Here is a 22,998-nt window from a genome sequence, read left to right on the forward strand (position 1 = left end):
GTTCTGTCTGACACACCGCTCCCGCCGGCAAGCCGTGCTGCTACGAGTGATTCGAGAGCGGTGTGTTACAACACAAACCTCGTCACCAACCCATTCAAATCCACGGCCAGTCGCGACAATTCCTGGCTGGCTGCCGAGGTCTGGGTCGCGCCCGCTGCGGTTTGCGTCGAGAGGTCGCGAATGCTCACCAGGCTGCGATCCACTTCCCGCGCCACCAGAGACTGCTGCTCCGCCGCGCTGGCGATCACCAGGTTGCGCTGGTTGATCTGCGAGATCGCCGCCGTGATCTTCTCCAGTGCCTGACCGGCGCCGCTCGCCCGTTGCAGGGTCTGCTCGGCTTGGTTCGCACTGTTCTGCATGGCCCCGACCGTGTCCTGAGTGCCAGTCTGGATGCTGCTGATCATCTGCTCGATTTCCTGGGTCGAATCCTGGGTGCGCTGCGCCAGTGAGCGAACCTCATCGGCGACCACCGCAAACCCGCGTCCCGCCTCGCCAGCCCGCGCCGCCTCGATTGCAGCGTTGAGCGCCAGCAGGTTGGTCTGCCCGGCGATGCCACGAATCACCTCCAGCACCTTGCTGATGTCCTGCGCCTGAGTGGCCAGGCCCTGGGCCTGCGCCGATGCGCTCATGACTTCTCCCACCAGCCCCTGAATCGACTCGATGGTCTGGGCGACCTGCAGATGGCCGTGCTGGCTGTCGGCATCGGACGCCCGTGAGGCCTCGGAGGTGGACACCGCATTACTCGCCACCTCATCCACCGCCGCGCTCATTTGCGTGACCGCCGTGGCGGCCAGTTCGATCTCGTCGTTCTGTGCCTGCAGGCTTCGGGTGCTTTGCTCCATCACCGAACTCATTTCTTCGGCGGCCGAAGCCAGTTGTTGCGACGATTCGCTGATGCCCTGAATGGTCGAGCGCAGGTTCTGTTGCATGGTCGACAGCGCCGCCAGCAGTTGTGCCGGCTCATCCTGACCTTCCTGGGTGATGCGCGCGGTGAGGTTGCCACCGGCGATGGTCTGCGCCACCTCCAGTGCCTGGCGGATGGGCTGGACGATACTGCGGGTCAGCAGCCAGGCCAGAATCAGGGTCAGGATCAAGGACGACACGATGATCGACGCGACGATCGTCCACGATCGCTCATACAGCTCGGTGGCGTCGCGGGCCGCAGTGTCCGCGCCTTGCTGGTTCAAAGTGATGAGGCCTTCCAGCGCTGCGTCCAGCTTTCTGCCGATGCCGGCCAGTTCGCTGTTGATGCGGGCGCCGGCCTGTTCGACTTGCCCGGCATCGATGCTGACGATGACGGCGTCCAGCACCCGCTGATAGTCAGTGAACAGATTCTGCACTTCGGAGAGCTGCGCCAGATCCTGCGGCTCGTTGGTCAGGGCCTTGTAGGCGCTGAGGTGACCGTTCCAGGCGCTGCGCTCTTCGGCGATCACGCCCTGGCTCTTGCGATGGCTGCCCGGATCATTGTTGGCGATCAGGCGCAGTGCCTCAATGCGAATGGTCATGACGTTGTCGGCGGCGTCGTGGATGGCTTCGATCTTGGGCATCCAGTTCTGCTCCAGGACTTCGGCACTGGCGCGCAACCACGACATCTTGGCCAGGCAGAACACGCCGACCACTGCCAACAGCAGGCCCACGACTCCAAAACCCAATCCCGCCCTGATCCCGATACGCATGTTTCTGATGAACATCTACAACTCCTTTGGCATTCGAATTTGAGGTTCTCCAAGCCTTTTTTTGTAGTTTTGTGCGAGGGCTCTCCAGCCTGTATATCAAATAGCTATCACATTGATAAAGGCGGGTTTTTTCGCGTGGGAGTGGGTTTTGAAGGGGGAGGAGGGGCTGAAATTCGCGGATGCAGATCTGTAACAAATCTGAGACACGCAGCCGGCCCCAGCAATCGCGGGAAGGTGAAGTGTTGGTTTTTGTTAAATGTTGACCGAACGGCCGTTCTGATTCTGACTAAACGGCCGAGTTAAAATAAATGTGTGGAAACATAATCGTGACCTGTAGGAGTGAGCTTGCTCGCGATGGGGGGCTGACAGATACATAGACGTGTCAGACAGGGCGCTATCGCGAGCAAGCTCACTCCTACAGGGGCTGCGTTGCTTCTAGTGTATCAATTCAGGCTCACATGCCGGCTCAACAACGCCCGCAACGCCGCTGGCTTCACCGGTTTTGCCAGATATTCCAGCCCCGCCGCATGGACCTGGGCCAGCAGTTCCGGGCGGCCATCGGCGCTGATGAGCACGCCGGGCACCGGCTCGCCCAGTTGCGTGCGCAGCCAGGCCATGACCTCCGTGCCGGTTTCGCCGTGGTCCAGGTGATAGTCCACCAGCGCCAGGTGCGGGCGGATGCCGTCGTCCAGCAGGGCCTGGCATTCCTCGCGGTTGCGCGCGGTCCAGACCTGACAGCCCCAGCGGCTCAACAGGCTGTTCATGCCTATCAGGATGCTGTCTTCGTTGTCGATGCACAGCACCTGCGTACCGTTGAGGGCTGCACGTTTGGGCTCGGCGCTGGGTTGCGGGGCGAGTGTCGGGGTTCGCGCCAGCGGCACGGTGACGCTGAACACACTGCCCTTGCCCGGCCATGAACGCACTTCAAGGCTGTGACCCAGGACGCGACACAGGCCATCGGCAATCGCCAGCCCCAGGCCCAGGCCCTTCTCGGCGCGGGTCTGGTGGCTGTCCAGGCGCTTGAACTCTTCGAAAATCACCTGGCGCTTGTCTTCGGGAATGCCCGGACCACGGTCCCACACTTCCAGGCTCAGATGCTGGCCCTTGCGTCGTACGCCCAGCAGGATCGGCCCCTTGGCGTAGCGGAAGGCGTTGGTCAGGAAGTTTTGCAGCACCCGGCGCAGCAGCTTCACGTCACTGGCGATGCGCAGGTTGCTGCCGCGCACCCGGAAGCTCAAACCCTGCTCCTGGGCCAGCGCCTTGAACTCGGCCCCCAGGGTGTCGAACAGGTTGCTGAGGGGAAAGGGCGCAATGGTCGGTGCGAACTTGCCGTTTTCCAGGCGGGAAATATCCAGCAGGTCGCTGATGAGGTCTTCGGCCGAACGCAGCGAACTGTCCAGATGGTGAATCAGCTTGCGCGCTTCATCCGGCACGTTGTCGTCGGTGTGCAGCAGGGCCGCGGAAAACAACCGCGCGGCGTTCATCGGCTGCATCAGGTCATGGCTGACGGCAGCGAGAAAGCGGGTTTTCGACTGGCTCGCCGCTTCGGCATGGGCCTTGGCTTCGGTCAGCGCCAGGTTCAGTTGCGACAGCTCGCGGGTGCGCTCGGCGACCCGCTGCTCAAGGCTTTCGTTGACGCCCTTGAGTGCCTGCTCGGCTTCACGGAACGCGGTGATGTCAGTGAAACTCATGACGAAGCCGCCGCCGGGCATCGGGTTGCCGATCAGCTCGATCACCCGGCCGTTGGGGAACAACCGTTCGGAGGTGTGGGCACGGCCCTGGCGCATCCAGTGCAGGCGCCGGGCCACATGCACCTGTGCCTCGCCGGGCCCCAGCAAACCGCGCTCGGCGTTGTAGCGGATGATGTCGGCGATGGGCCGCCCGACGCTGATGAGGCCATCCGGGTAGTTGAACAGTTCCAGATAGCGGTCGTTCCAGGCCACCAGCCGCAGGGACTGATCCACCACACTGATGCCCTGGGTGATGTTCTCGATGGCGCCTTGCAGCAGCGCCCGGTTGAACTGCAAGACTTCGGACGCTTCGTCGGCGATGCGCACCACATCTTCAAGCTGCATGTCGCGGCCTTCGATGGCGGCCTTGACCACTGCCCGGGTCGACGAGGCACCGAGCACGCCCGCCAATAGCCGTTCGGTGTGGGCGATCCATTCGCCGTTGGCGTTCTGGTTGGGGTTGAAGCCCTTGCCCTGGCGATAGGCGAAACGGATGAAACTCTGCTGCGCCCGCTCTTCACCGACAAAACGCGCCGAGAGCTTGAGCAAGTCCTCGATCTGCACCGCCAGCAGCGAGCGGCTATTGGACCTGGCTTGCAGTTCCTGGCCGATGAATCGCCCGGCCTGCCAATGCTCCGACACCCGCGTGCGGGACAGCAACGACACCCACGCGAACAGGATGAAGTTGCCCGCCATCGACAGCAGCACGCCTTGGGTCAGCGGGCTGATCGGCAGGTTGAACGGGTTGCTGTGCAGCCAGGCCAGCAGCGGAAAGCTGTTCAGCGACCAGCCCATGCTGTGGGCGGTCATGGGCAGTACCAGGGTGTAGAACCAGATGAACACGCCAGCCGCCAGGCCCGCGAACACCCCGCGGCGGTTGGCCTGCTTCCAGTACAGCGCGCCGATCATGGCCGGCGCCAGTTGCGTGATGGCGGCGAATGCCACCTGGCCGATGGTCGCCAGGCTCGCCGTCGAACCCAGCAGCCGATAGCTGACGTAGGCCAGCAGCAGAATGGCCACGATGCTGACCCGGCGCACTGAAAGCATCCAGTAACGGAACACCTCGAACGGGCGCTCGGCGGTCTTGCGGCGCAAGAGCCATGGCAGCAGCATGTCGTTGGAGACCATGGTCGACAGCGCCACACTGGCGACGATCACCATGCCGGTGGCCGCCGAGGCGCCACCGATGAACGCCAGCATCGCCAGCGCCGGGTGGGCGTGGGCCAGCGGCACGCTGATGACGAAGGAGTCGGGCAGTACCGAGCTTGGCAGCAGCATCTGCCCGGCCAGTGCGATGGGCACCACGAACAGCCCGGCCAGCAGCAGGTACATCGGGAACACCCACTTGGCCAGACGCAGGTCCTGGGGCTCGATGTTCTCGACCACCGTCACATGAAACTGCCGCGGCAGGCAAACGATGGCCATCATCGCCACGCCGGTCTGCACCACCATCGACGGCCAGTTGACCGTCTCTTTCCAGTACTCCTCAAGGCGCGGCGCCAGCATCGCCTGATTGAACAGATCGTCCACGCCGTCATACAGGCCGAAGGTCACGAAGATGCCCACCGCCATGAAGGCGAACAGCTTGACCAGTGACTCGAAGGCAATCGCCAGCACCATGCCGCGGTGGTGCTCGGTGGCGTCCAGGTTGCGCGTGCCGAACACGATGGTGAACAGCGCCAGCACCAGGGACACGATCAGCGCCGTGTCCTGGGCGCGGGTGCCGGTGGCGTCGGCCCCGGCGCCGATCAGGATGTTCACGCCCAACACGATACCCTTGAGTTGCAGGGCGATGTAGGGCAAGACGCCAATCAGGCAGATCAGCGCGACCACCACCGCCAGCGTCTGGGATTTGCCGTAGCGGGCGGCGATGAAGTCGGCAATCGAGGTGATGTTTTCCTGCTTGCTGATGAGCACCATTTTCTGCAGCACCCAGGGCGCCAGCAACAGCAGCAGGATCGGCCCCAGGTAGATCGGCAGGAATGACCACAACTGTTCTGCGGCCTGGCCGACGGCGCCAAAGAAAGTCCAACTGGTGCAGTACACCGCCAGCGACAGGCTGTACACCCAGGCACGCAGCCGAGGGGGCAGGGCGGCGCTGCGCCGGTCGCCGTAGAAGGCGATGGCGAACATGATGGCCATATAGGCCAGGGCGACGGCGGCGATCAGTCCGCTGGACAGCGACATGGGGAACTCCAGACTCAAGCAAATAACGTTTCAGCGGCGATCCATCCCCGCCCGGACAGTCTCGCACGCCCGCTGGCGTTCGTCTGTCTCGACCAAGGTCTGAGCGGCAGGGTGTCGCAGGCGGATACATCGGCCCTGTAGGAGTGAGCTTGCTCGCGATGGCGGTTTGTCTAATACATCTTCATACCTGACACAGCGCAATCGCGAGCAAGCTCACTCCTACAGGTCCGCGGTGATCGAGAGTTATCTGTATATCTATAAAATCTATTGGGCATAGAGAAATTACCCGCTTAGTAGATATGCACCCCGGACGTACCATGAATCCCACCTCACACGAGGACAGGAGACCTTCATGACCTACGCCACTTTCACCCCCGGCAAGCCTTTCAGCCAACTGAGCCACCCCCGGGAAGTCATTCGCCAGTTCACCCCGGACTGGTTCGCCGCCACCATGGGCACCGGGATTCTCTCGGCCGTCCTGACGCAACTCCCGGTGCAGATTCCCGGCCTGTTCCAGCTGGCCGAAGCGCTGTGGATGCTCAACATCGTGATGTTCGTGACCTTTGCGCTGCTCTACATCGCGCGCTGGGTGATGTTTTTCGAGCAGGCGCGCAGGGTGTTCGGGCATTCCACGGTGTCGATGTTCTTCGGCACCATTCCCATGGGCATGGCGACCATCATCAATGGCCTGTTCACCTTTGGCCTGCCGCGTTGGGGCGATGGCGTGCTGCCGCTGGCTGAAGCGCTGTGGTGGCTGGATGTGGCGATGTCGCTGGCCTGTGGCGCGCTGATCCCGTTCATGATGTTCACCCGCCAGGAACACCGCATCGATCAGATGACCGCAGTCTGGCTGTTGCCGGTGGTGGCGGCGGAGGTTGCGGCGGTCAGTGGCGCGCTGCTGGCGCCGCATCTGGCGAGCAGCCACAGCCAGTTCAGCGTGCTGATTACCAGCTATGTGCTGTGGGCGCTGTCGGTGCCGGTGGCGTTCAGCATCCTGACCATCCTGCTGTTGCGCATGGCCCTGCACAAATTGCCCCACGAAAGCATGGCGTCGTCGAGCTGGCTGGCGCTGGGGCCGATCAGCACCGGCGCCTATGGCCTGATCGTGCTGGGCGCCGACTCGCCCGCCATCTTTGCGGCCAATGGCCTGCCGGGTGTGGGCGAGATTGCCGCGGGCCTGGGGCTGCTGGCCGGGATCATCCTGTGGGGCGTGGGGGTGTGGTGGCTGTTGATGGCGACGCTGATCACCGCGCGCTACCTGCGCAACGGCATGCCGTTCAACCTGGGGTGGTGGGGGTTCACCTTTCCCATCGGGGTCTTCGCCCTGACCACCCTCAAGCTGGGCGCCTTGCTGCACCTGGGATTTTTCTCGGCATTCGGTACGCTGCTGGTGGCGGGTCTTGCGGCGCTGTGGCTGATCATCATGCGGCGCACGGTGATCGGTGCCTATCGTGGCGAGCTGTTCGTTTCGCCCTGTATCGCAGGCTTGAAACCATGATCCCTGACGCTATCGACAATTAACGGTTGAACGTCTTCAATGTGGCTCGGATTGGTTCGCTGGCGTTCCAATCCTGTAAGCCGATTCCGGCGCCACTCAGGATCGAGATCGATGAGTCAGTCGCAGTTCAGTCTGTTGGGTAAGCGGCGCTTCCTGCCGTTTTTCGTGACGCAGTCCCTCGGGGCCTTCAACGACAACATCTTCAAGCAGTCGCTGATCCTCGCCATCCTCTACAAGCTGGCCATCGACGGCGACCGGTCGATCTACGTCAACCTCTGCGCCTTGCTGTTCATCCTGCCATTTTTCCTGTTTTCGGCGCTGGCCGGGCAGTTCGGCGAAAAATACCCCAAGGATCGCCTGATCCGCATGATCAAGGTACTGGAGATCGCCATCATGGTGGTCGGCGCCGTGGGCTTTCTGTTCGATCACCTGTCGCTGATGCTGGCGGCGTTGTTCGCCATGGGCACCCACTCGGCGCTGTTCGGGCCGGTCAAATACTCGATCCTGCCGCAGCACCTGCATGAGAATGAGCTGGTGGGTGGCAACGGCCTGGTGGAGATGGGCACCTTTCTGGCGATCCTGGCCGGCACCATCGGCGCCGGGATCATGATGTCCACGACCCACTACGCGCCCGTGGTGTCGGTGGCCATGGTCAGCATCGCCTGTCTGGGTTACCTGGCCAGTCGCGGCATTCCTCCGGCGCCTGCGGCGAGCCCGGAGATGCGCCTGAACTGGAACATCTTCAGCGAGTCCTGGGCCACGCTCAAACTCGGCCTGGGGCAGACCAAGGCGGTGTCGCGCTCCATCGTCGGCAACTCGTGGTTCTGGTTCGTCGGTGCGATTTACCTGACCCAGATCCCGGCCTACGCCAAGGAATTCCTCTACGGCGATGAAACCGTCGTCACGCTGATTCTCACCGTGTTTTCCATCGGCATCGCCGCAGGTTCGATGCTGTGCGAGCGGTTGTCGGGGCGCAAGGTGGAAATCGGCCTGGTGCCATTCGGTTCGATGGGCCTGACAGTGTTCGGCCTGTTGCTGTGGTGGCATTCCGGAAACTTCCCGCAGAACGTCCAGGTCAACGACTGGCTGGCGATTCTGGGCTACGGCCAGGCGTGGTGGGTGTTGCTGGACATTCTGGGCATCGGGATCTTTGGCGGCTTTTACATCGTGCCGCTGTATGCGTTGATCCAGTCCCGCACGCCGGAGAAAGAGCGCTCGCGGGTCATTGCCTCGAACAACATCCTTAACGCGCTGTTCATGGTGGTGTCGGCGATTGTGTCGATCATTTTCCTGAGCGTCGTCAAGCTGTCGATCCCGCAACTGTTTCTCGTGGTGTCGCTGATGAACATCGCGGTCAACACCTACATCTTCAAGATCGTCCCGGAATTCACCATGCGTTTCATGATCTGGCTGCTCAGCCATTCCATGTACCGCGTCGAGCACCGTGATCTGGAGCAGATCCCAGAGGAGGGCGCGGCGCTGCTGGTGTGCAACCATGTGTCGTTCGTCGATGCGCTGCTGATTGCAGGCTCGGTGCGTCGGCCGATCCGGTTCGTCATGTATTACAAGATCTTCAACATCCCGGTGCTCAACTTCATTTTCCGCACCGCCGGTGCGATCCCGATTGCCGGGCGTGGCGAGGATCTGCTGATCTACGACCAGGCATTCAAGCGCATTGCCGAGTATTTAAAGGAAGGTGAGCTGGTGTGCATCTTCCCAGAAGGGAAATTGACCACCAACGGCGAGATCGACGAGTTCAAGGGCGGCATGACCCGCGTGCTGGAGGAGACGAATGTGCCAGTGATTCCGCTGGCGTTGCAGGGGTTGTGGGGCAGCTTTTTCAGCCGCGATCCGGACAAGGGCGTGTTTCGCCGCTTGTGGTCGCGGGTGACCCTGGTGGCGGGACCTGCATTGGCGGGCGATCAATCAGAGCCCGCGCTGGTGCGCGAGCGGGTGGCGCAGTTGCGTGGGGAGATGCGCTAACCCCCCCCCTTCCGTAGCAGCACGGCTTGCCGGCGGGGGCGGAGTATCAGTGACGAATGTATCGTTTGACACACCGCCCCCGCCGGCAAGCCGTGCTGCTACGAAAGCGTTATTCGGTGGCGGTTTCGCCGGCAGGCTCCGGCTCCATCTTGCGGAAATACGTCGAAAGCAACGCGCCGCTGATGTTGTGCCACACGCTGAACAGCGCACTCAGCACGGCCGCAAGTGGCGAGAAGTGCGCGCTGGCCAGGGCGGCGCCCAGCCCCGAGTTCTGCATGCCGACCTCCAGCGACAGCGACTTGCGCTGCGCCAGTGGCAGTTTGAACAGCTTGCCGGTGAAGTAACCCAGCAGGAAGCCGAAGCTGTTGTGCAGGATCACCACGGCCATGATCAACAGGCCCGATTCTGCGATCTTCGCCTGGCTGGCCGCGACCACCGCACAGACGATCATCACGATACTCACCACCGAAATCAGCGGCAGCACCTCGACGGCGAACTGCACCCTGGCGCCGAGCAGGCGTTGGGCAACGACCCCGAGCACGATCGGCAGCATCACCAGTTGCAGGATCGACCAGAACATTTCCATGAAGGACACCGGCAGCCAGGCAGAGGCCAGCAGCCAGATCAGCGCAGGGGTCAGCAGCGGGGCGAGGAGGGTGGTGACGGCGGCGATGGCCACCGACAGCGCCAGATCACCCTTGGCCAGCCAGGTCATGACGTTGGACGAAGTGCCGCTTGGGCAGCAGCCGACCAGGATCACACCCACGGCGATTTCCGCCGGCAGGTGAAACACCTGGCACAACAGCCACGCCACACCCGGCATGATCACGAAATGCGCGACCACACCCAGGGCCACACGCCACGGATGGCGCACGACCTCGGAAAAATCTTCAAGCTTGAGCGTCAGGCCCATGCCGAACATGACCAGGCCCAACAAAGGCACGATCAGGGTCTTGAGGCTGATGAACCAGCTGGGGAACAGAAACGCCAGCACGGCGAACAACAGCACCCAGTATGCAAAGGTATTACCGACAAAACGACTCAATGCAGCCAGGGCACGCATGGCTTGCTCCTTTTATTGTTTTCCTGAGGGAAGACACGGACCCGTAGCAGCACGGCTTGCCGGCGGGGGCGGCGTGTCTGTGACGAATATACCGTCTGACACACCGCCCCGCCGGCAAGCCGTGCTGCTACGGGAGCGGAGGGGTGAATCAGATCCCCTGCGGAATCTCTTCACCGCCCAGGGCGTTGAACAGGTCCGGCAGGAAGTCGCCGAAGGTCAGCATCATCAGGGTGAAGCTGGCGTCCTGCTGGCCCAGGGCATCGTCGCCGCCGTCCTGTTCGGCCTGATCCTGCAACAGGTCTTCGAACTTCAGGCGCTTGACGCCCAGTTTGTCGTCCAGCACGAAGGACAGCTTGTCCTGCCAGGCCAGCGACAGTTGAGTCACGACCTTGCCGGTGCTCAGGTGCAGCTGGATTTCGTCGCTGGTCAGGTCCTGACGCTTGCATTTGACGATGCCGCCGTCTTCGTGGGTGTCGCGCAGTTCGCACTCGTCCAGCACAAAGAAGTTCTCGGCAGTCTCGCCGCTCTTGACCCAGTCGGTCATGACGGCGGTCGGTGCGGTCTTCACGGTCACCGGACGAACCGGCAGCGAGCCAACCACTTCACGCAGGGTCGAGAGCAGGTCTTCGGCGCGTTTCGGGCTGGAGGCGTTGACCAGAATGACGCCTTGTTTAGGGGCGATGGCGGCGAAGGTCATCGAGCGACGGATGAACGCGCGCGGCAGGAAGGCCTGGATGATTTCATCCTTGAGCTGGTCGCGTTCCTTCTTGTAGACCTTGCGCATCTGCTCGGTCTCGATCTCTTCGACTTTCTCTTTAAGTGCATCGTTGACCACGCTGCCCGGCAGGATGCGTTCTTCCTTGCGCGCGCTGATCAGCATGAAATCGCCACTGACGTGCACCAGTGGCGCGTCTTCGCCCTTGCCGAACGGGGCGATGAAACCGTAAGTGGTCAACTCCTGGCTGGCACAAGCACGTGCAGGCTTGGTCGCCAATGCGGTTTCCAGCGCCTCTGCGTCAAATGGCAGGTCCTGGGTCAGGCGGTACACAAGCAGGTTTTTGAACCACATGGGGTACATCTCTCCTTTATACAAAGGGGGGCATTATTCGCTGCCGGGCCCTCGCGGCCAACCCTGATGTAACCCTTTGGTTGGATTATAAAAATTTTTTAAAAAAGTGCTTGCCAGAGGTTGGATCGCTCCGTAGAATGCGCGCCACACCGAGAGACAAGGGTGATTAGCTCAGCCGGGAGAGCATCTGCCTTACAAGCAGAGGGTCGGCGGTTCGATCCCGTCATCACCCACCACTCGTTGAAAGGTGTTACGCGCAGCGGTAGTTCAGTCGGTTAGAATACCGGCCTGTCACGCCGGGGGTCGCGGGTTCGAGTCCCGTCCGCTGCGCCATATTGAGTTACGAGGCCCTTGAACTCCTCGTAACGACAGAGAAAGCGACCTTAGGGTCGCTTTTTTTGTGCCTGCGATTTGGTCAACGCCAGGTTTGCAGAAGCCGGCATGCCGGCCCCTGCCATGTCGGCTGGTCAGCCCACGGTAATGGTTGGCAGTTCAGCCAGACTCACCGTCTGCTCTTTGCGCGGCGCCAGAATCTCCGCTTCGCCTTCCACCACCAGATCACCGTTCTGATTGAACACGTTGGTGGCGATGCGCACCTTGAATTTCGGCAGTTTTTCGAGGATTTCCAGGCGTACGGTCAGGGTGTCACCGATTTTTACCGGCTTCTGGAAGCTCATCTGCTGACCCAGGTAGATGGTACCCGGCCCAGGCAACTCGCAAGCGACCGCTGCGCTGATCAGCGCGCCACTGAACATGCCGTGGGCGATGCGATCCTTGAACATGGTCTTTGACGCAAACTCCTGGTCCAGATGCACCGGGTTGCGGTCGCCGGACATTTCGGCGAATAGCTGGATGTGGCGCTCTTCGACGGTCTTGGTGTATTCGGCTTTCTGGCCGACTTCAAGGGCTTCGTAGGGCGTATTGGTGACTTGAGACATGTTGCGGTCCTGTGACGTTATAGGGAAATAAGCGGCTTTAACCTGAGCGGTCATTCGCTGCGCCGGGGTCTTGGCCGTGCCAGCGCGTCCTCGAGCCAGGCGAGTAAATCACGAGTGACTTCCTCACGGTGGGTCTCATTGAAGACTTCATGCCGCGCTTGCGGATAGATCTTCAGCGTGACGGACTGATGATCGGTGCCGGTCAAGGCGTCTGCCAGATCCTTGAGACGCTTGCCTTCACTCACCGGATCACATTCGCCGCCCATAATCAGGATCGGCAGGCTCTTGTCGATCTGCGAGAGGTTGGAGGTCTTGCTGATCTGCTGCAAGCCACCGAGCATGTCCAGCCAGAACTGGTTGGTGCAGCGAAACCCGCAGAGCGGGTCCTTGACGTACTTGTCGACTTCTTCGGGATCGCGGCTGAGCCAGTCGAATGGCGTGCGAACCGGCTTGAACCTGTTGTTGAACGAGCCAAATGACAGGTATTCGATCAGCGCACTGCGCCCGGTAGCCCCTTGACGCCAGCGCTCCATGCGCGCCACCACGGCGGCGCTTCGATAAAGTGAAACCGGCTGGAAATTCGAACCGCTGAGCACCGCGCCCTGCACGCTGGCGCTGTGGTGCAGCAGATAGGCCTGGGCAATGTAGCTGCCCATGCTGTGGCCCAGCACGAAAACCGGCGCCCCGGGATGACGCTGGGTCGCGCAGGCCTGCAGGATCGCCAGGTCACCCACCACCTTGTTCCAGCCATCCTGGTCGGCGTAGTGGCCCAGGACGCCATTGGCTGCGGTGCGGCCATGGCCGCGCTGGTCGTGGGCATACAGGGCAAAGCCGACTTCGGCCAGCGCTGCGCCCAGGCGCTCATAGCGCCCACTGTGTTCGGCCATCCCGTGTGACAGCACCACCACCGCCCTGGGGCCTGTCATTGGCAGCCAGGCGTTGACGTACAGGCGATTGTGATCACTGGTGTCCAGCCAAAAGGCATCGTGTTTCATGGCGTTTCCTTACGTGGTATCGAATGACCTTGTAAAAAATTGTCTCGAATTAGCGCGCTGACACTCATCTAGAACCAGTGTATAGCTCTTGCCAGATGGCATGCCGTTCACCCACAAGATTCACGACGCTGATGACGATTTGCCTTCTGTGCGCCAACTGCTAACGTCCGGCAGCAACGGCATTCTCAGGTAAGAGGATAAAAACAACATGCAACCTGATTTCTGGAACGACAAACGCCCGGCCGGGGTTCTCCCCGATGTGGACCTTGCGGCATACAAATCTGTGGTGGAGGTCTTCGAGCTCAGTTGCAGGAAGTTCGCCGATCGCCCGGCCTACAGCAACATGGGCGTGACCCTCAGCTATGCCGAGCTCGAGCGCCAGTCGGCGGCGTTCGCCGGTTACCTGCAGCAGCGCACCGATCTCAAGCCCGGTGATCGCATCGCCGTGCAGATGCCCAACCTGATCCAGTACCCCATCGCCGTGTTCGGCGCCATGCGCGCCGGGTTGATCGTGGTCAACACCAACCCGCTGTACACCGCCCGCGAGATGCGTCACCAGTTCAAGGATTCCGGTGCCCGCGCGCTGGTTTACCTGAATGTGTTCGGCAAGAACGTCCAGGAAGTGCTGCCCGACACCGACATCCAGTACCTGATCGAAGTGAAAATGGGTGACATGCAGTCCCCGGCCAAGGGCTGGCTGGTCAACACGGTCGTGGAAAAGGTCAAGAAACTCGTCCCGGAATATCACCTGCCCCAGGCGGTGCCGTTCAAGAGCGTCCTCAAGCAGGGGCGCGGCGTGCAGTTGCAGCCGGTGGCGCTGGATCTGGAAGACATCGCGGTGCTGCAATACACCGGCGGCACCACCGGCTCGCCCAAGGGTGCGATGCTGACCCACGGCAACCTGGTGGCGAACATGCAGCAGGTTTACGCCTGCATGTTGCAGCACGGGCCGGACGGTAGCCCGATCTTCAAGCAGGGCGGCGAGATCATGGTCGCGCCGCTGCCGATGTATCACATCTACGCTTTCACCTGTAACTGCATGTGCATGATGGTCAGCGGCAACCACAACCTGCTCATCACAAACCCTCGGGACATCGGCGGCTTCATCAAGGAGCTGAAGAAGTGGAAGTTCTCGGCGATGGTCGGGCTCAACACCCTGTTCGTGGCGCTGATGGATCATCCGGAGTTCAAAAGCCTGGACTTCTCCAGCCTGCGCCTGACCAACTCGGGTGGCACGGCGCTGGTCAAATCCACCGCCGAGCGCTGGCTCAAGCTGACCGGCTGCCCCATCGTCGAGGGCTACGGCCTGACTGAAACCGCGCCGGTGGCCACGGCCAACCCCTATGGTGACAAGTCGAAACTGGGCACCGTCGGCATGCCGGTACCGGGGACCACAGCCAAAGTCATCAGTGACGACGGCGCCGAATTGCCATTGGGCGAGCGGGGCGAGCTGTGCCTGAAAGGGCCGCAGATCATGCTCGGCTACTGGCACCGCCCGGAGGCCACCGCTGAAGTGCTGGACAGCGAGGGTTGGCTCAAGACCGGTGATATCGCGGTGATCGACCCGGACGGTTTCATCCGCATCGTCGACCGCAAGAAAGACATGATCATCGTCTCCGGCTTCAACGTGTACCCCAACGAGGTGGAAGACGTGGTGTCGCGCCATCCGAAGGTCGCCAATTGCGCGGTGATCGGCGTGCCGGACGAGCGTTCCGGTGAAGCGGTCAAGCTGTTCGTCGTGCCTCGGGAGGCCAGTCTCACCGTTGAGGAGCTCAAGGCGTACTGCAAGGAGAACTTCACCGGCTACAAGATTCCCAAGCAGATTGTGTTGCGCGAATCGTTGCCCATGACGCCGGTGGGCAAGATCCTGAGGCGAGAGCTACGCGATATCGCCTGAGCCAGCTATATAAAGAAGCGGCGTGTTGAAAAACACGCCGTTTTTTATTGAGGCTGGCAGTACCTGTAGGAGTGAGCTTGCTCGCGATTACGTCGCCAAATTCAACATCGATGGCACAGACACGCCGTCATCGCGAGCAAGCTCACTCCTACAAGATTTGTGGAATTCTGGTGTTTAGGTTCATTGCTCTAAACGTGACTTAAACATATTCAAGAGTCATGTTTATGACTGTAGGGGCCACTATTGGCTCTAGTCGGCCTCAGACAAAGCTGCTACGCTCGGCCCGCTTTTTGTTCAGTCGATAAGCAAAAAGCAGTTGCTACGAATTCCAAACACAAGAAATCATCGCACAAAGCGGTGTGTAGAAACGTCGTCGCTGAGGAGTCGGCTTCCATGATAGAAAACTTCTGGAAGGATAAATATCCGTCTGGTATCGCTGCCGATATCGACCCGGACGAATATCCAAACGTTCAGGCGGTATTGAAACAGTCCTGCGAGCGTTTCGCCAACAAACCTGCGTTCAGCAACCTGGGCAAGACACTCACCTATGGTGAGATGTACGAGTTGTCCGGGGCGTTTGCCGCTTACCTGCAGCAGCACACCGACCTGCAGCCGGGCGACCGCATCGCCGTGCAGCTGCCCAACGTGCTGCAATACCCGATTGCCGTGTTCGGTGCCATTCGCGCCGGCCTGATCGTGGTCAACACCAACCCGCTGTACACCGCGCGGGAAATGGAACACCAGTTCAATGACTCCGGTGCCAAGGCGCTGGTGTGCCTGGCGAACATGGCCCACCTGGCCGAGAAGGTCGTGCCTAAAACGGGCGTCAAGCACGTCATCGTCACCGAAGTCGCAGACCTGTTGCCGCCGCTCAAGCGCCTGCTGGTCAACAGCGTCATCAAGTACGTGAAGAAGATGGTGCCGCCGTTTCATCTGCCGCGGGCCGTCAAGTTCAACGACGTGCTGGCCATGGGGCAGGGCAAGGCGGTGCAGGACGTCTCGCCGAAAAGCAGCGACGTTGCCGTGCTGCAATACACCGGCGGCACCACGGGCGTTGCCAAGGGCGCGATGCTGACCCACCGCAACCTGATCGCCAACATGCTGCAATGCAAGGCGTTGATGGGCTCCAACCTCAATGAAGGCTGCGAGATCCTTATCACCCCGCTGCCGCTGTACCACATCTACGCGTTCACCTTTCACTGCATGTCGATGATGCTGATCGGCAACCACAATATCCTGATCAGCAACCCGCGCGACCTGTCGGCAATGGTCAAAGAGTTGTCGAAGTGGAAGTTCAGCGGTTTCGTCGGCCTCAACACGCTGTTCGTGGCGCTGTGCAACAACGCCGATTTCCGTAACCTGGATTTCTCGGCGCTGAAAGTCACCCTGTCCGGCGGCATGGCCCTGCAACAGGCGGCTGCCGAGCGCTGGAAGGAAGTCACCGGCTGTTCGATCTGTGAAGGTTACGGCATGACCGAAACCAGCCCCGTGGCCACGGTCAACCCGATCCAGAAGATCCAGATGGGCACCATCGGCATTCCGGTGCCGTCGACTCTGTGCAAGACCGTCAACGACGCCGGCGAAGAACTGCCGCTGGGCGAAGTGGGCGAGCTGTGCGTCAAGGGCCCGCAAGTGATGAAAGGCTACTGGCAGCGCCAGGAAGCCACCGACGAAATGCTCGACGCCGAAGGCTGGCTCAAGACCGGCGACATCGCGGTGATTCAGCCCGATGGCTACATGCGTATCGTCGACCGCAAGAAGGACATGATTCTGGTGTCCGGCTTCAACGTCTACCCCAATGAACTGGAAGACGTACTCGCGACCCTGCCGGGCGTGCTGCAATGCGCAGCCATTGGCGTGCCGGATGAAAAATCGGGCGAGGCGATCAAGATCTTCGTGGTGGTCAAGCCGGGCGCGACCCTGACCAAGGAACAGGTGATGGAGCACATGCGCGCCAACGTCACCGCCTACAAGGTGCCACGCAGCGTGGAATTCCGCGATGCATTGCCGACCACCAACGTCGGCAAGATCCTGCGCCGCGAGTTGCGTGATGAAGAGCTGAAGAAGCTGGCGCTGAAAAAACCGGCTTGATTCATCGCAACACCCACAAACCCCGCCTTCGTGCGGGGTTTGTTGTTTAGAACCCGACACGGTCCTGTAGGAGTGAGCTTGCTCGCGAGGCGGAGTGTCAGGTGCACCGCCATCGCGAGCAAGCTCACTCCTACAGGATTCATGGCGTGACCAATGCGATGTGTATTCCGCGCAATTGTAGGAGCGCGCTTGCCCGCGACCGCGGTGTCCCTGATACACATTTGCCGACTGACACGCCGCCGTCGCGGGCAAGCGCGCTCCTACAGGGTTCGTGTCGCGCCAAACATCGATGGCTCTTCACCGGCAATGTGTCGTCCGCGAGCAAATCTGCGACAATCCGCGCCCTGAATTCAGACAGAAAAGACTTCGCGCCCTGATGACCGACGAATCGACCTCCATCGACCAACTGTTCAAGAACCTCGACCACGCGATGACCAGTGACCGTCATCGCCTGCGTCGCCAGTTGCACGAACTGCGCAAGAAGCCAGACGAGGCGAAGCTTGCGCAGTGGGTCGAGCGTGTCCAGGCGTCGTGCGCGCAAGTGGTCAGCCGTCAGCAGAGCGTGCCGGCGATCCGCTATGACGACAACCTGCCCATCGCCGCCAAGCGCGACGAGATCAAGGCTGCGCTGCTCAAGCACCAGGTGTTGATCATCGCCGGCGAAACCGGCTCGGGCAAAACCACCCAGTTGCCGAAGATCTGCCTGGAAATCGGCCGCGGTCAGCACGGCCTGATCGGCCACACCCAGCCTCGACGGATCGCCGCGCGCAGTGTCGCCAGCCGTGTCGCCGAAGAGATCGGCACCCCGCTGGGCGCGCTGGTCGGCTATCAGGTGCGGTTCGAGGACCAGAGCGACAGCAACACCCTGATCAAGCTGATGACCGACGGCATCCTGCTGGCCGAAACCCAGCACGACCGTTTCCTGGAACGCTACGACACGATCATCGTCGACGAAGCCCACGAACGCAGCCTGAACATCGACTTCCTGCTGGGCTTCCTGAAGACCTTGCTGCCTCGCCGCCCGGACCTGAAAGTCATCATCACCTCGGCGACTATCGACCTTGAGCGCTTCTCGGAGCATTTCGACAAGGCGCCGATCATCGAAGTCTCGGGCCGGACCTTTCCTGTGGAAACCTGGTATCGCCCGATGACCGCCGAGCAGGACGAAGAGGGCAACAGCGTCGAGGAAGACCTGACCGTCGATCAGGCGATCCTCGCCACACTGGACGAGTTGGCTGCATTCGAACGCAGCGAGCGCAAATCCCCGGGTGACGTGCTGGTGTTCCTGCCGGGCGAGCGGGAGATTCGCGATGCCGCCGAGGTGCTGCGCAAGGCCCAGCTCAAACACACCGAAATCCTGCCGCTCTATGCGCGTCTAACTCCGGCCGAGCAGCAGAAGATCTTCCAGTCCCATCCCGGGCGCCGTGTGGTGCTGGCGACCAACGTCGCGGAAACCTCGCTGACGGTGCCGGGCATTCGCTACGTGATCGACACCGGCACCGCGCGCATCAGCCGCTACAGCTATCGGGCCAAGGTTCAGCGCCTGCCCATCGAGGCGATTTCCCAGGCCAGCGCCAATCAGCGCAAGGGCCGTTGCGGCCGGGTCGAGCCGGGGTTGTGCGTGCGGCTGTACAGTGAAGAGGATTTCCTCTCGCGCCCTGAATTCACCGATCCTGAGATCCTGCGCACCAACCTGGCGGCGGTTATCCTGCAGATGCTGCACCTGCGCCTGGGGCAGATCACCGATTTCCCGTTCATCGAGCCGCCAGACGGCAAGGCCATCAGCGACGGTTTCAACCTGTTGCAGGAGCTGTCGGCGGTCTCCCGCGAGAACCAGTTGACGCCTCTGGGCCGTCAACTGGCGCGCCTGCCGGTCGACCCGCGCATGGGCCGCATGCTGCTGGAAGCCGCAAAACAGGGCAGCTTGCAGGAAGTGCTGATCGTCGCGAGCGCCATGTCGATCCAGGACCCGCGCGAGCGTCCGCCGGAGCGTCAGCAGGCCGCCGACCAGGCCCACGCACAGTGGAAGGATCAGGATTCGGACTTCGCCGGGCTGGTCAATCTCTGGCGTGGCTTCGAGGAACAACGCCAGGCGTTGACCGCAAGCCCGCTGCGCAACTGGTGCCGGCGCAACTTCCTCAATTACCTGCGTCTGCGCGAATGGCGTGATTCCCATCGCCAGCTCAGCCTGATCTGTCGTGAGCTGCAATTGACGGTCAACAAGGAGCCGGCTGACTTCCCCAAATTCCACAAGGCGGTGCTTTCGGGCTTGCTGAGCCAGATCGGCCAGAAAACCGAAGAAGGCGACTACCTTGGTGCCCGTCAGCGCCGCTTCTGGGTGCACCCGTCTTCTGGGCTGGGCAGAAAACGCCCGCAATGGATCATGGCCGCAGAACTTGTGGAAACCACCAAGCTGTACGCGCGAATGGTGGCCAAGATCGAGCCGGACTGGATTGAGCCGCTGGCGGGCCATCTGCTCAAGAAGAATCACTTCGAACCGCACTGGGAGAAGAAGCGCGGCCAGGTCGTGGCCTTCGAGCAGATCACCTTGTTTGGCCTGATCGTGGTCGGGCGCCGGCCTGTGCACTTCGGGCCGATCGATCCGGTGGTGTCCCGCGAGTTCTTCATTCGCGAAGGCCTGGTGCGCGGCGAGATCCAGTCCAAAGCCAAGTGCCTGAGCGCCAACACCAAGCTGCTGGAACAGCTCGACGAACTGGAAGCCAAGGCCCGTCGGCGCGACATTCTGGCGGATGAGGAAACCCTGTTCGCCTTCTATGACGAGCGCCTGCCGCCCGAAATCCACCAGACCGCGACGTTCGATGCCTGGTACCGGATGGAGAGCCAGAAAAATCCGCAACTGCTCATCATGCGCGAAGAGGACGTGCTGGCCCGCGAAGCCAGTGAAGTCACCGCCAACCTGTACCCGGACACCCTGCGCCTGGGCGATTTGACCCTGCCGCTGAGCTACCACTTCGAGCCCAATCACCCGCGTGACGGGGTTACCCTGCGCGTACCGGCGCCGCTGTTGTTGTCGCTGCCGGCCGAGCGCCTGGAGTGGCTGGTGCCAGGCTTGCTGGAAACCAAGTGCGTGGCGCTGGTGCGCAACCTGCCCAAGGCGCTGCGCAAGAACTTCGTGCCGGTGCCGGATTTCGTCAAGGCGGCGCTGCAACGCATGGTCTTTGCCGAAGGCTCGCTGCCCCAGGCGCTGGGCCGTGAACTGCTGCGCATGACCGGCGCCCGCGTGCCGGACGAGGCCTGGGCCGAAGCCGCCCAGCAGGTGGAAAGCCACCTGAAGATGAACCTGGAAGTGGTCGACGCCAACGGCAAGTTCCTCGGCGAAGGCCGCGATCTGGACGAGCTGACCGCACGCTTCGCCGAAGCCGGGCAGGCCGCGCTGGCCGTGCCGCAAACGGCGAAAAGCCAGCAGCCGGTAGAGGCCAAGGGCTTCGCGGCGGTGGCCGAGAAGACCCAGCAGAAGATCGCCGGGCTTTCCATGACGGTCTACCCGGCGCTGGTGGAAGAGGGCGGCGCGGTCAAGGAAGGGCGTTTCTCGACCGCGGCCGAAGCCGAGTACCAACACCGCCGCGCCTTGCAGCGCCTGTTGCTGCAACAGTTGGCCGAACCTGCGAAATTCCTGCGCAGCAAACTGCCGGGGCAGACCGAGCTTGCTCTGTTGTACCGCGACATGGGCCGGGTCGATGCCTTGATCGAAGACATTCTGCTGGCAAGCCTGGACACCTGCATTCTCGAAGGCGAAGCCACCTTGCCGCGGGATGGTGCGGGGCTGATGTCGCTGGCCGAACGCAAGCGCGGCAGCCTCACCGAACACGCCGAGCGCCTGGCGCGGCTGACGCTGGAGATTCTCAAGCTCTGGCATGGCCTGCAAAAGCGCTTCAAGGGCAAGATCGACCTGGCACAGGCGGTGGCCTTGAACGACATCAAGGCGCAGCTTGGCAAACTGGTGTACCCGGGTTTCGTGCGCGAGACGCCGGCGCAGTGGCTCAAGGAGCTGCCGCGCTATTTGAAGGCCATTGAACTGCGCCTTGAGAAACTCGGCTCGCAGGTGCAGAAGGACCGGGTGTGGAGCATCGAGCTGGGCAACCTCTGGGCGCAGTACCAGACCCGCGCCGACAAACACGCCCAGGAAGGCAAGCGCGACCCGGAACTGGCGGTCTACCGCTGGTGGCTGGAGGAATACCGCGTGTCGCTGTTCGGCCAGCAACTGGGGACCAAGGTGCCGATTTCCGACAAGCGCCTGAGCAAGCAGTGGAGTCAGGTGGAGGGGTAGGCTTTCTTTACTCCTATCCCATGGACGATGCATGGCCTGTGGGAGCGAGCTTGCTCGCGAAGGCGGACGTTCAGCCTCAGCATCTGCTGTGAATGTACTGGCCTCTTCGTGAGCAAGCTCACTCCCACAGGGTTTGCGCTCCCGGTGAGATTGATGTGCTGCCATTCGCTCGCCCGATAGCGCCAAATCCCGGCCGTTATGGCAAACTTCACGGCTAAAACCTCAAGTGTTACTAATATCAATCCTCCGTATAACGGGGGATTTTACCGTTGCATTGGTACTGTCGTTCCAGAAATGGCCAGCACCATGCTTGCGCAGGCGCTTTGTCTGCTGCCATCCAAAAAGAGAGGAACGACCGTGTACGACGTCGTGATCAGTGGCACCGGGCTCTATACCCCCTCCAACAGCATTTCCAATGAAGAACTGGTTCATTCCTTCAACACCTACGTCGCGCAATTCAACGCCGACAACGCCGCCGCCATCGAGGCGGGCCAGGTGCAGGCGCTGACCGAATCCAGCGCGGCCTTCATCGAGAAAGCCAGTGGCATCAAGAGCCGTTTCGTCATGGACAAGGACGGCATTCTTGATCCGCAGCGCATGAAGCCACGCCTGCCCGAGCGCTCCAACGACGAATGGTCGATCCTCTGCCAGATGGGTACGGCAGCCGCCGAACAGGCCTTGCAGCGCGCGGGCAAGACCGCCGCCGATATCGACGGCGTGATCGTCGCGTGCTCCAACCTGCAACGCGCCTACCCTGCGATTTCCATCGAAATCCAGGCGGCATTGGGTGTGCAGGGGTTCGGTTTTGACATGAACGTTGCCTGCTCCTCGGCCACTTTCGGCATTCAGACCGCCTGCAACAGCATCAAGCTGGGCCAGGCGCGGGCATTGCTGGTGATCAGCCCCGAGATCTGCTCGGCGCACCTGAACTTCCGTGACCGCGACAGCCACTTCATTTTCGGTGACGCTGCCACGGCCGTAGTGGTTGAGCGCGCAGATCTTGCGACGTCGGCTGAACAGTTCGACATCGTCAGCACCAAGCTGCTGACCACCTTCTCCAACAACATTCGCAACAACTTCGGCTTCCTCAACCGCACCGCCGAAGAAGGCGAAGGCAAGGCGGACAAGCTGTTCGTGCAGGAAGGCCGCAAGGTGTTCCGTGACGTCTGCCCGATGGTCGCGGAGCTCGTGGGCGCTCACCTTGAAGAAAACAACCTGAACGTCAGCGACGTGAAACGCTTCTGGCTGCACCAGGCCAACCTGAGCATGAACCACCTGATCGTCAAGAAACTGCTGGGCCGCGACGCCGCGGTCGAAGAAGCGCCGGTGATCCTCGACACCTACGCCAATACAAGCTCGGCGGGCTCGGTCATCGCCTTCCACAAATACCAGGCCGACCTGCCAAGCGGCGCGCTGGGCGTGCTCAGCTCGTTCGGCGCGGGGTATTCGATCGGCAGCGTGATCTTGCGCAAGAAGTAAAGCCGCCTGCGTTCCCGTAGCAGCACGGCTTGCCGGCGGGGCGTTGTGTCAGACAGCACATCAGTCACAGACACACCGCTCCCGCCGGCAAGCCGTGCTGCTAC

General features: G+C 61.6%; 12 protein-coding genes and 2 tRNA genes. 8 read left to right on the forward strand and 6 right to left on the reverse strand.

Features of this window, described 5'->3' with window-relative positions:
* Positions 1-65: 65 nt before the first annotated feature.
* Positions 66-1,691, reverse strand: coding sequence for a methyl-accepting chemotaxis protein (locus NPS29_RS19035; RefSeq protein ID WP_274134297.1), 1,626 nt, complete (start codon positions 1,689-1,691; stop codon positions 66-68).
* 428 nt (positions 1,692-2,119) lie between these two features.
* On the reverse strand, positions 2,120-5,593 hold the full coding sequence (locus tag NPS29_RS19040; protein ID WP_274134298.1) for a hybrid sensor histidine kinase/response regulator: 3,474 nt from the start codon (positions 5,591-5,593) through the stop codon (positions 2,120-2,122).
* Between the two features lie 352 nt (positions 5,594-5,945).
* Here NPS29_RS19040 and NPS29_RS19045 point away from each other — a divergent pair, with 352 nt between their 5' ends.
* The gene (locus NPS29_RS19045) at positions 5,946-7,091 is read left to right on the forward strand and encodes a TDT family transporter (RefSeq protein ID WP_274134299.1); all 1,146 of its coding nucleotides are present in this window, start codon (positions 5,946-5,948) and stop codon (positions 7,089-7,091) included.
* Positions 7,092-7,202: 111 nt separating this feature from the next.
* The gene (locus NPS29_RS19050) at positions 7,203-9,074 is read left to right on the forward strand and encodes an MFS transporter (RefSeq protein ID WP_274134300.1); all 1,872 of its coding nucleotides are present in this window, start codon (positions 7,203-7,205) and stop codon (positions 9,072-9,074) included.
* Positions 9,075-9,183: 109 nt separating this feature from the next.
* On the opposite strand, the gene NPS29_RS19055 is transcribed toward NPS29_RS19050, so the two are convergent.
* Positions 9,184-10,137: a bile acid:sodium symporter family protein gene (locus NPS29_RS19055; protein WP_274134301.1), complete on the reverse strand. Its 954-nt coding sequence runs from the start codon at positions 10,135-10,137 to the stop codon at positions 9,184-9,186.
* A gap of 148 nt (positions 10,138-10,285) precedes the next feature.
* A complete protein-coding gene (rdgC, locus tag NPS29_RS19060) occupies positions 10,286-11,206 on the reverse strand; it encodes a recombination-associated protein RdgC (RefSeq protein ID WP_274134302.1) in 921 nt (306 codons plus the stop codon).
* A gap of 160 nt (positions 11,207-11,366) precedes the next feature.
* Between rdgC and NPS29_RS19065 the strand changes: the two genes are divergently transcribed.
* Positions 11,367-11,442 (forward strand) — tRNA-Val (locus NPS29_RS19065).
* Between the two features lie 20 nt (positions 11,443-11,462).
* Positions 11,463-11,539: transfer RNA gene (locus NPS29_RS19070), tRNA-Asp, on the forward strand.
* Positions 11,540-11,673: 134 nt separating this feature from the next.
* Here the strand turns inward: NPS29_RS19070 and NPS29_RS19075 are convergent.
* Complete coding sequence (locus NPS29_RS19075) at positions 11,674-12,144, reverse strand: MaoC family dehydratase (RefSeq protein ID WP_274134303.1); 471 nt, start codon at positions 12,142-12,144, stop codon at positions 11,674-11,676.
* Positions 12,145-12,194: 50 nt separating this feature from the next.
* The gene (locus NPS29_RS19080; protein WP_274134304.1) at positions 12,195-13,139 is read right to left on the reverse strand and encodes an alpha/beta hydrolase; all 945 of its coding nucleotides are present in this window, start codon (positions 13,137-13,139) and stop codon (positions 12,195-12,197) included.
* Between the two features lie 208 nt (positions 13,140-13,347).
* Here NPS29_RS19080 and fadD2 point away from each other — a divergent pair, with 208 nt between their 5' ends.
* From fadD2 to NPS29_RS19100, 4 genes are all read left to right on the forward strand, one after another.
* On the forward strand, positions 13,348-15,036 hold the full coding sequence (fadD2, locus tag NPS29_RS19085; protein WP_274134305.1) for a long-chain-fatty-acid--CoA ligase FadD2: 1,689 nt from the start codon (positions 13,348-13,350) through the stop codon (positions 15,034-15,036).
* 393 nt (positions 15,037-15,429) lie between these two features.
* A complete protein-coding gene (gene fadD1 / locus NPS29_RS19090) occupies positions 15,430-17,127 on the forward strand; it encodes a long-chain-fatty-acid--CoA ligase FadD1 (RefSeq protein ID WP_274134306.1) in 1,698 nt (565 codons plus the stop codon).
* 376 nt (positions 17,128-17,503) lie between these two features.
* The gene (gene hrpA / locus NPS29_RS19095; protein ID WP_274134307.1) at positions 17,504-21,415 is read left to right on the forward strand and encodes an ATP-dependent RNA helicase HrpA; all 3,912 of its coding nucleotides are present in this window, start codon (positions 17,504-17,506) and stop codon (positions 21,413-21,415) included.
* A gap of 357 nt (positions 21,416-21,772) precedes the next feature.
* Positions 21,773-22,894 (forward strand): beta-ketoacyl-ACP synthase III, encoded by a 1,122-nt coding sequence (locus tag NPS29_RS19100; protein ID WP_274134308.1) that lies wholly within the window; start codon positions 21,773-21,775, stop codon positions 22,892-22,894.
* Positions 22,895-22,998 lie beyond the last annotated feature (104 nt).

Source organism: Pseudomonas putida (genome assembly GCF_028682175.1).
Lineage (GTDB): Bacteria > Pseudomonadota > Gammaproteobacteria > Pseudomonadales > Pseudomonadaceae > Aquipseudomonas > Aquipseudomonas putida_AD.

What these genes read in the sequence shown, in the direction of transcription:
- NPS29_RS19035 (WP_274134297.1), bottom strand. Translation starts at nt 1,691, where the DNA reads ATGTTCATCAGAAACATGCGTATCGGGATCAGGGCGGGATTGGGTTTT.
- NPS29_RS19040 (WP_274134298.1), bottom strand. Translation starts at nt 5,593, where the DNA reads ATGTCGCTGTCCAGCGGACTGATCGCCGCCGTCGCCCTGGCCTATATG.
- NPS29_RS19045 (WP_274134299.1), top strand. Translation starts at nt 5,946, where the DNA reads ATGACCTACGCCACTTTCACCCCCGGCAAGCCTTTCAGCCAACTGAGC.
- NPS29_RS19050 (WP_274134300.1), top strand. Translation starts at nt 7,203, where the DNA reads ATGAGTCAGTCGCAGTTCAGTCTGTTGGGTAAGCGGCGCTTCCTGCCG.
- NPS29_RS19055 (WP_274134301.1), bottom strand. Translation starts at nt 10,137, where the DNA reads ATGCGTGCCCTGGCTGCATTGAGTCGTTTTGTCGGTAATACCTTTGCA.
- rdgC (WP_274134302.1), bottom strand. Translation starts at nt 11,206, where the DNA reads ATGTGGTTCAAAAACCTGCTTGTGTACCGCCTGACCCAGGACCTGCCA.
- NPS29_RS19075 (WP_274134303.1), bottom strand. Translation starts at nt 12,144, where the DNA reads ATGTCTCAAGTCACCAATACGCCCTACGAAGCCCTTGAAGTCGGCCAG.
- NPS29_RS19080 (WP_274134304.1), bottom strand. Translation starts at nt 13,139, where the DNA reads ATGAAACACGATGCCTTTTGGCTGGACACCAGTGATCACAATCGCCTG.
- fadD2 (WP_274134305.1), top strand. Translation starts at nt 13,348, where the DNA reads ATGCAACCTGATTTCTGGAACGACAAACGCCCGGCCGGGGTTCTCCCC.
- fadD1 (WP_274134306.1), top strand. Translation starts at nt 15,430, where the DNA reads ATGATAGAAAACTTCTGGAAGGATAAATATCCGTCTGGTATCGCTGCC.
- hrpA (WP_274134307.1), top strand. Translation starts at nt 17,504, where the DNA reads ATGACCGACGAATCGACCTCCATCGACCAACTGTTCAAGAACCTCGAC.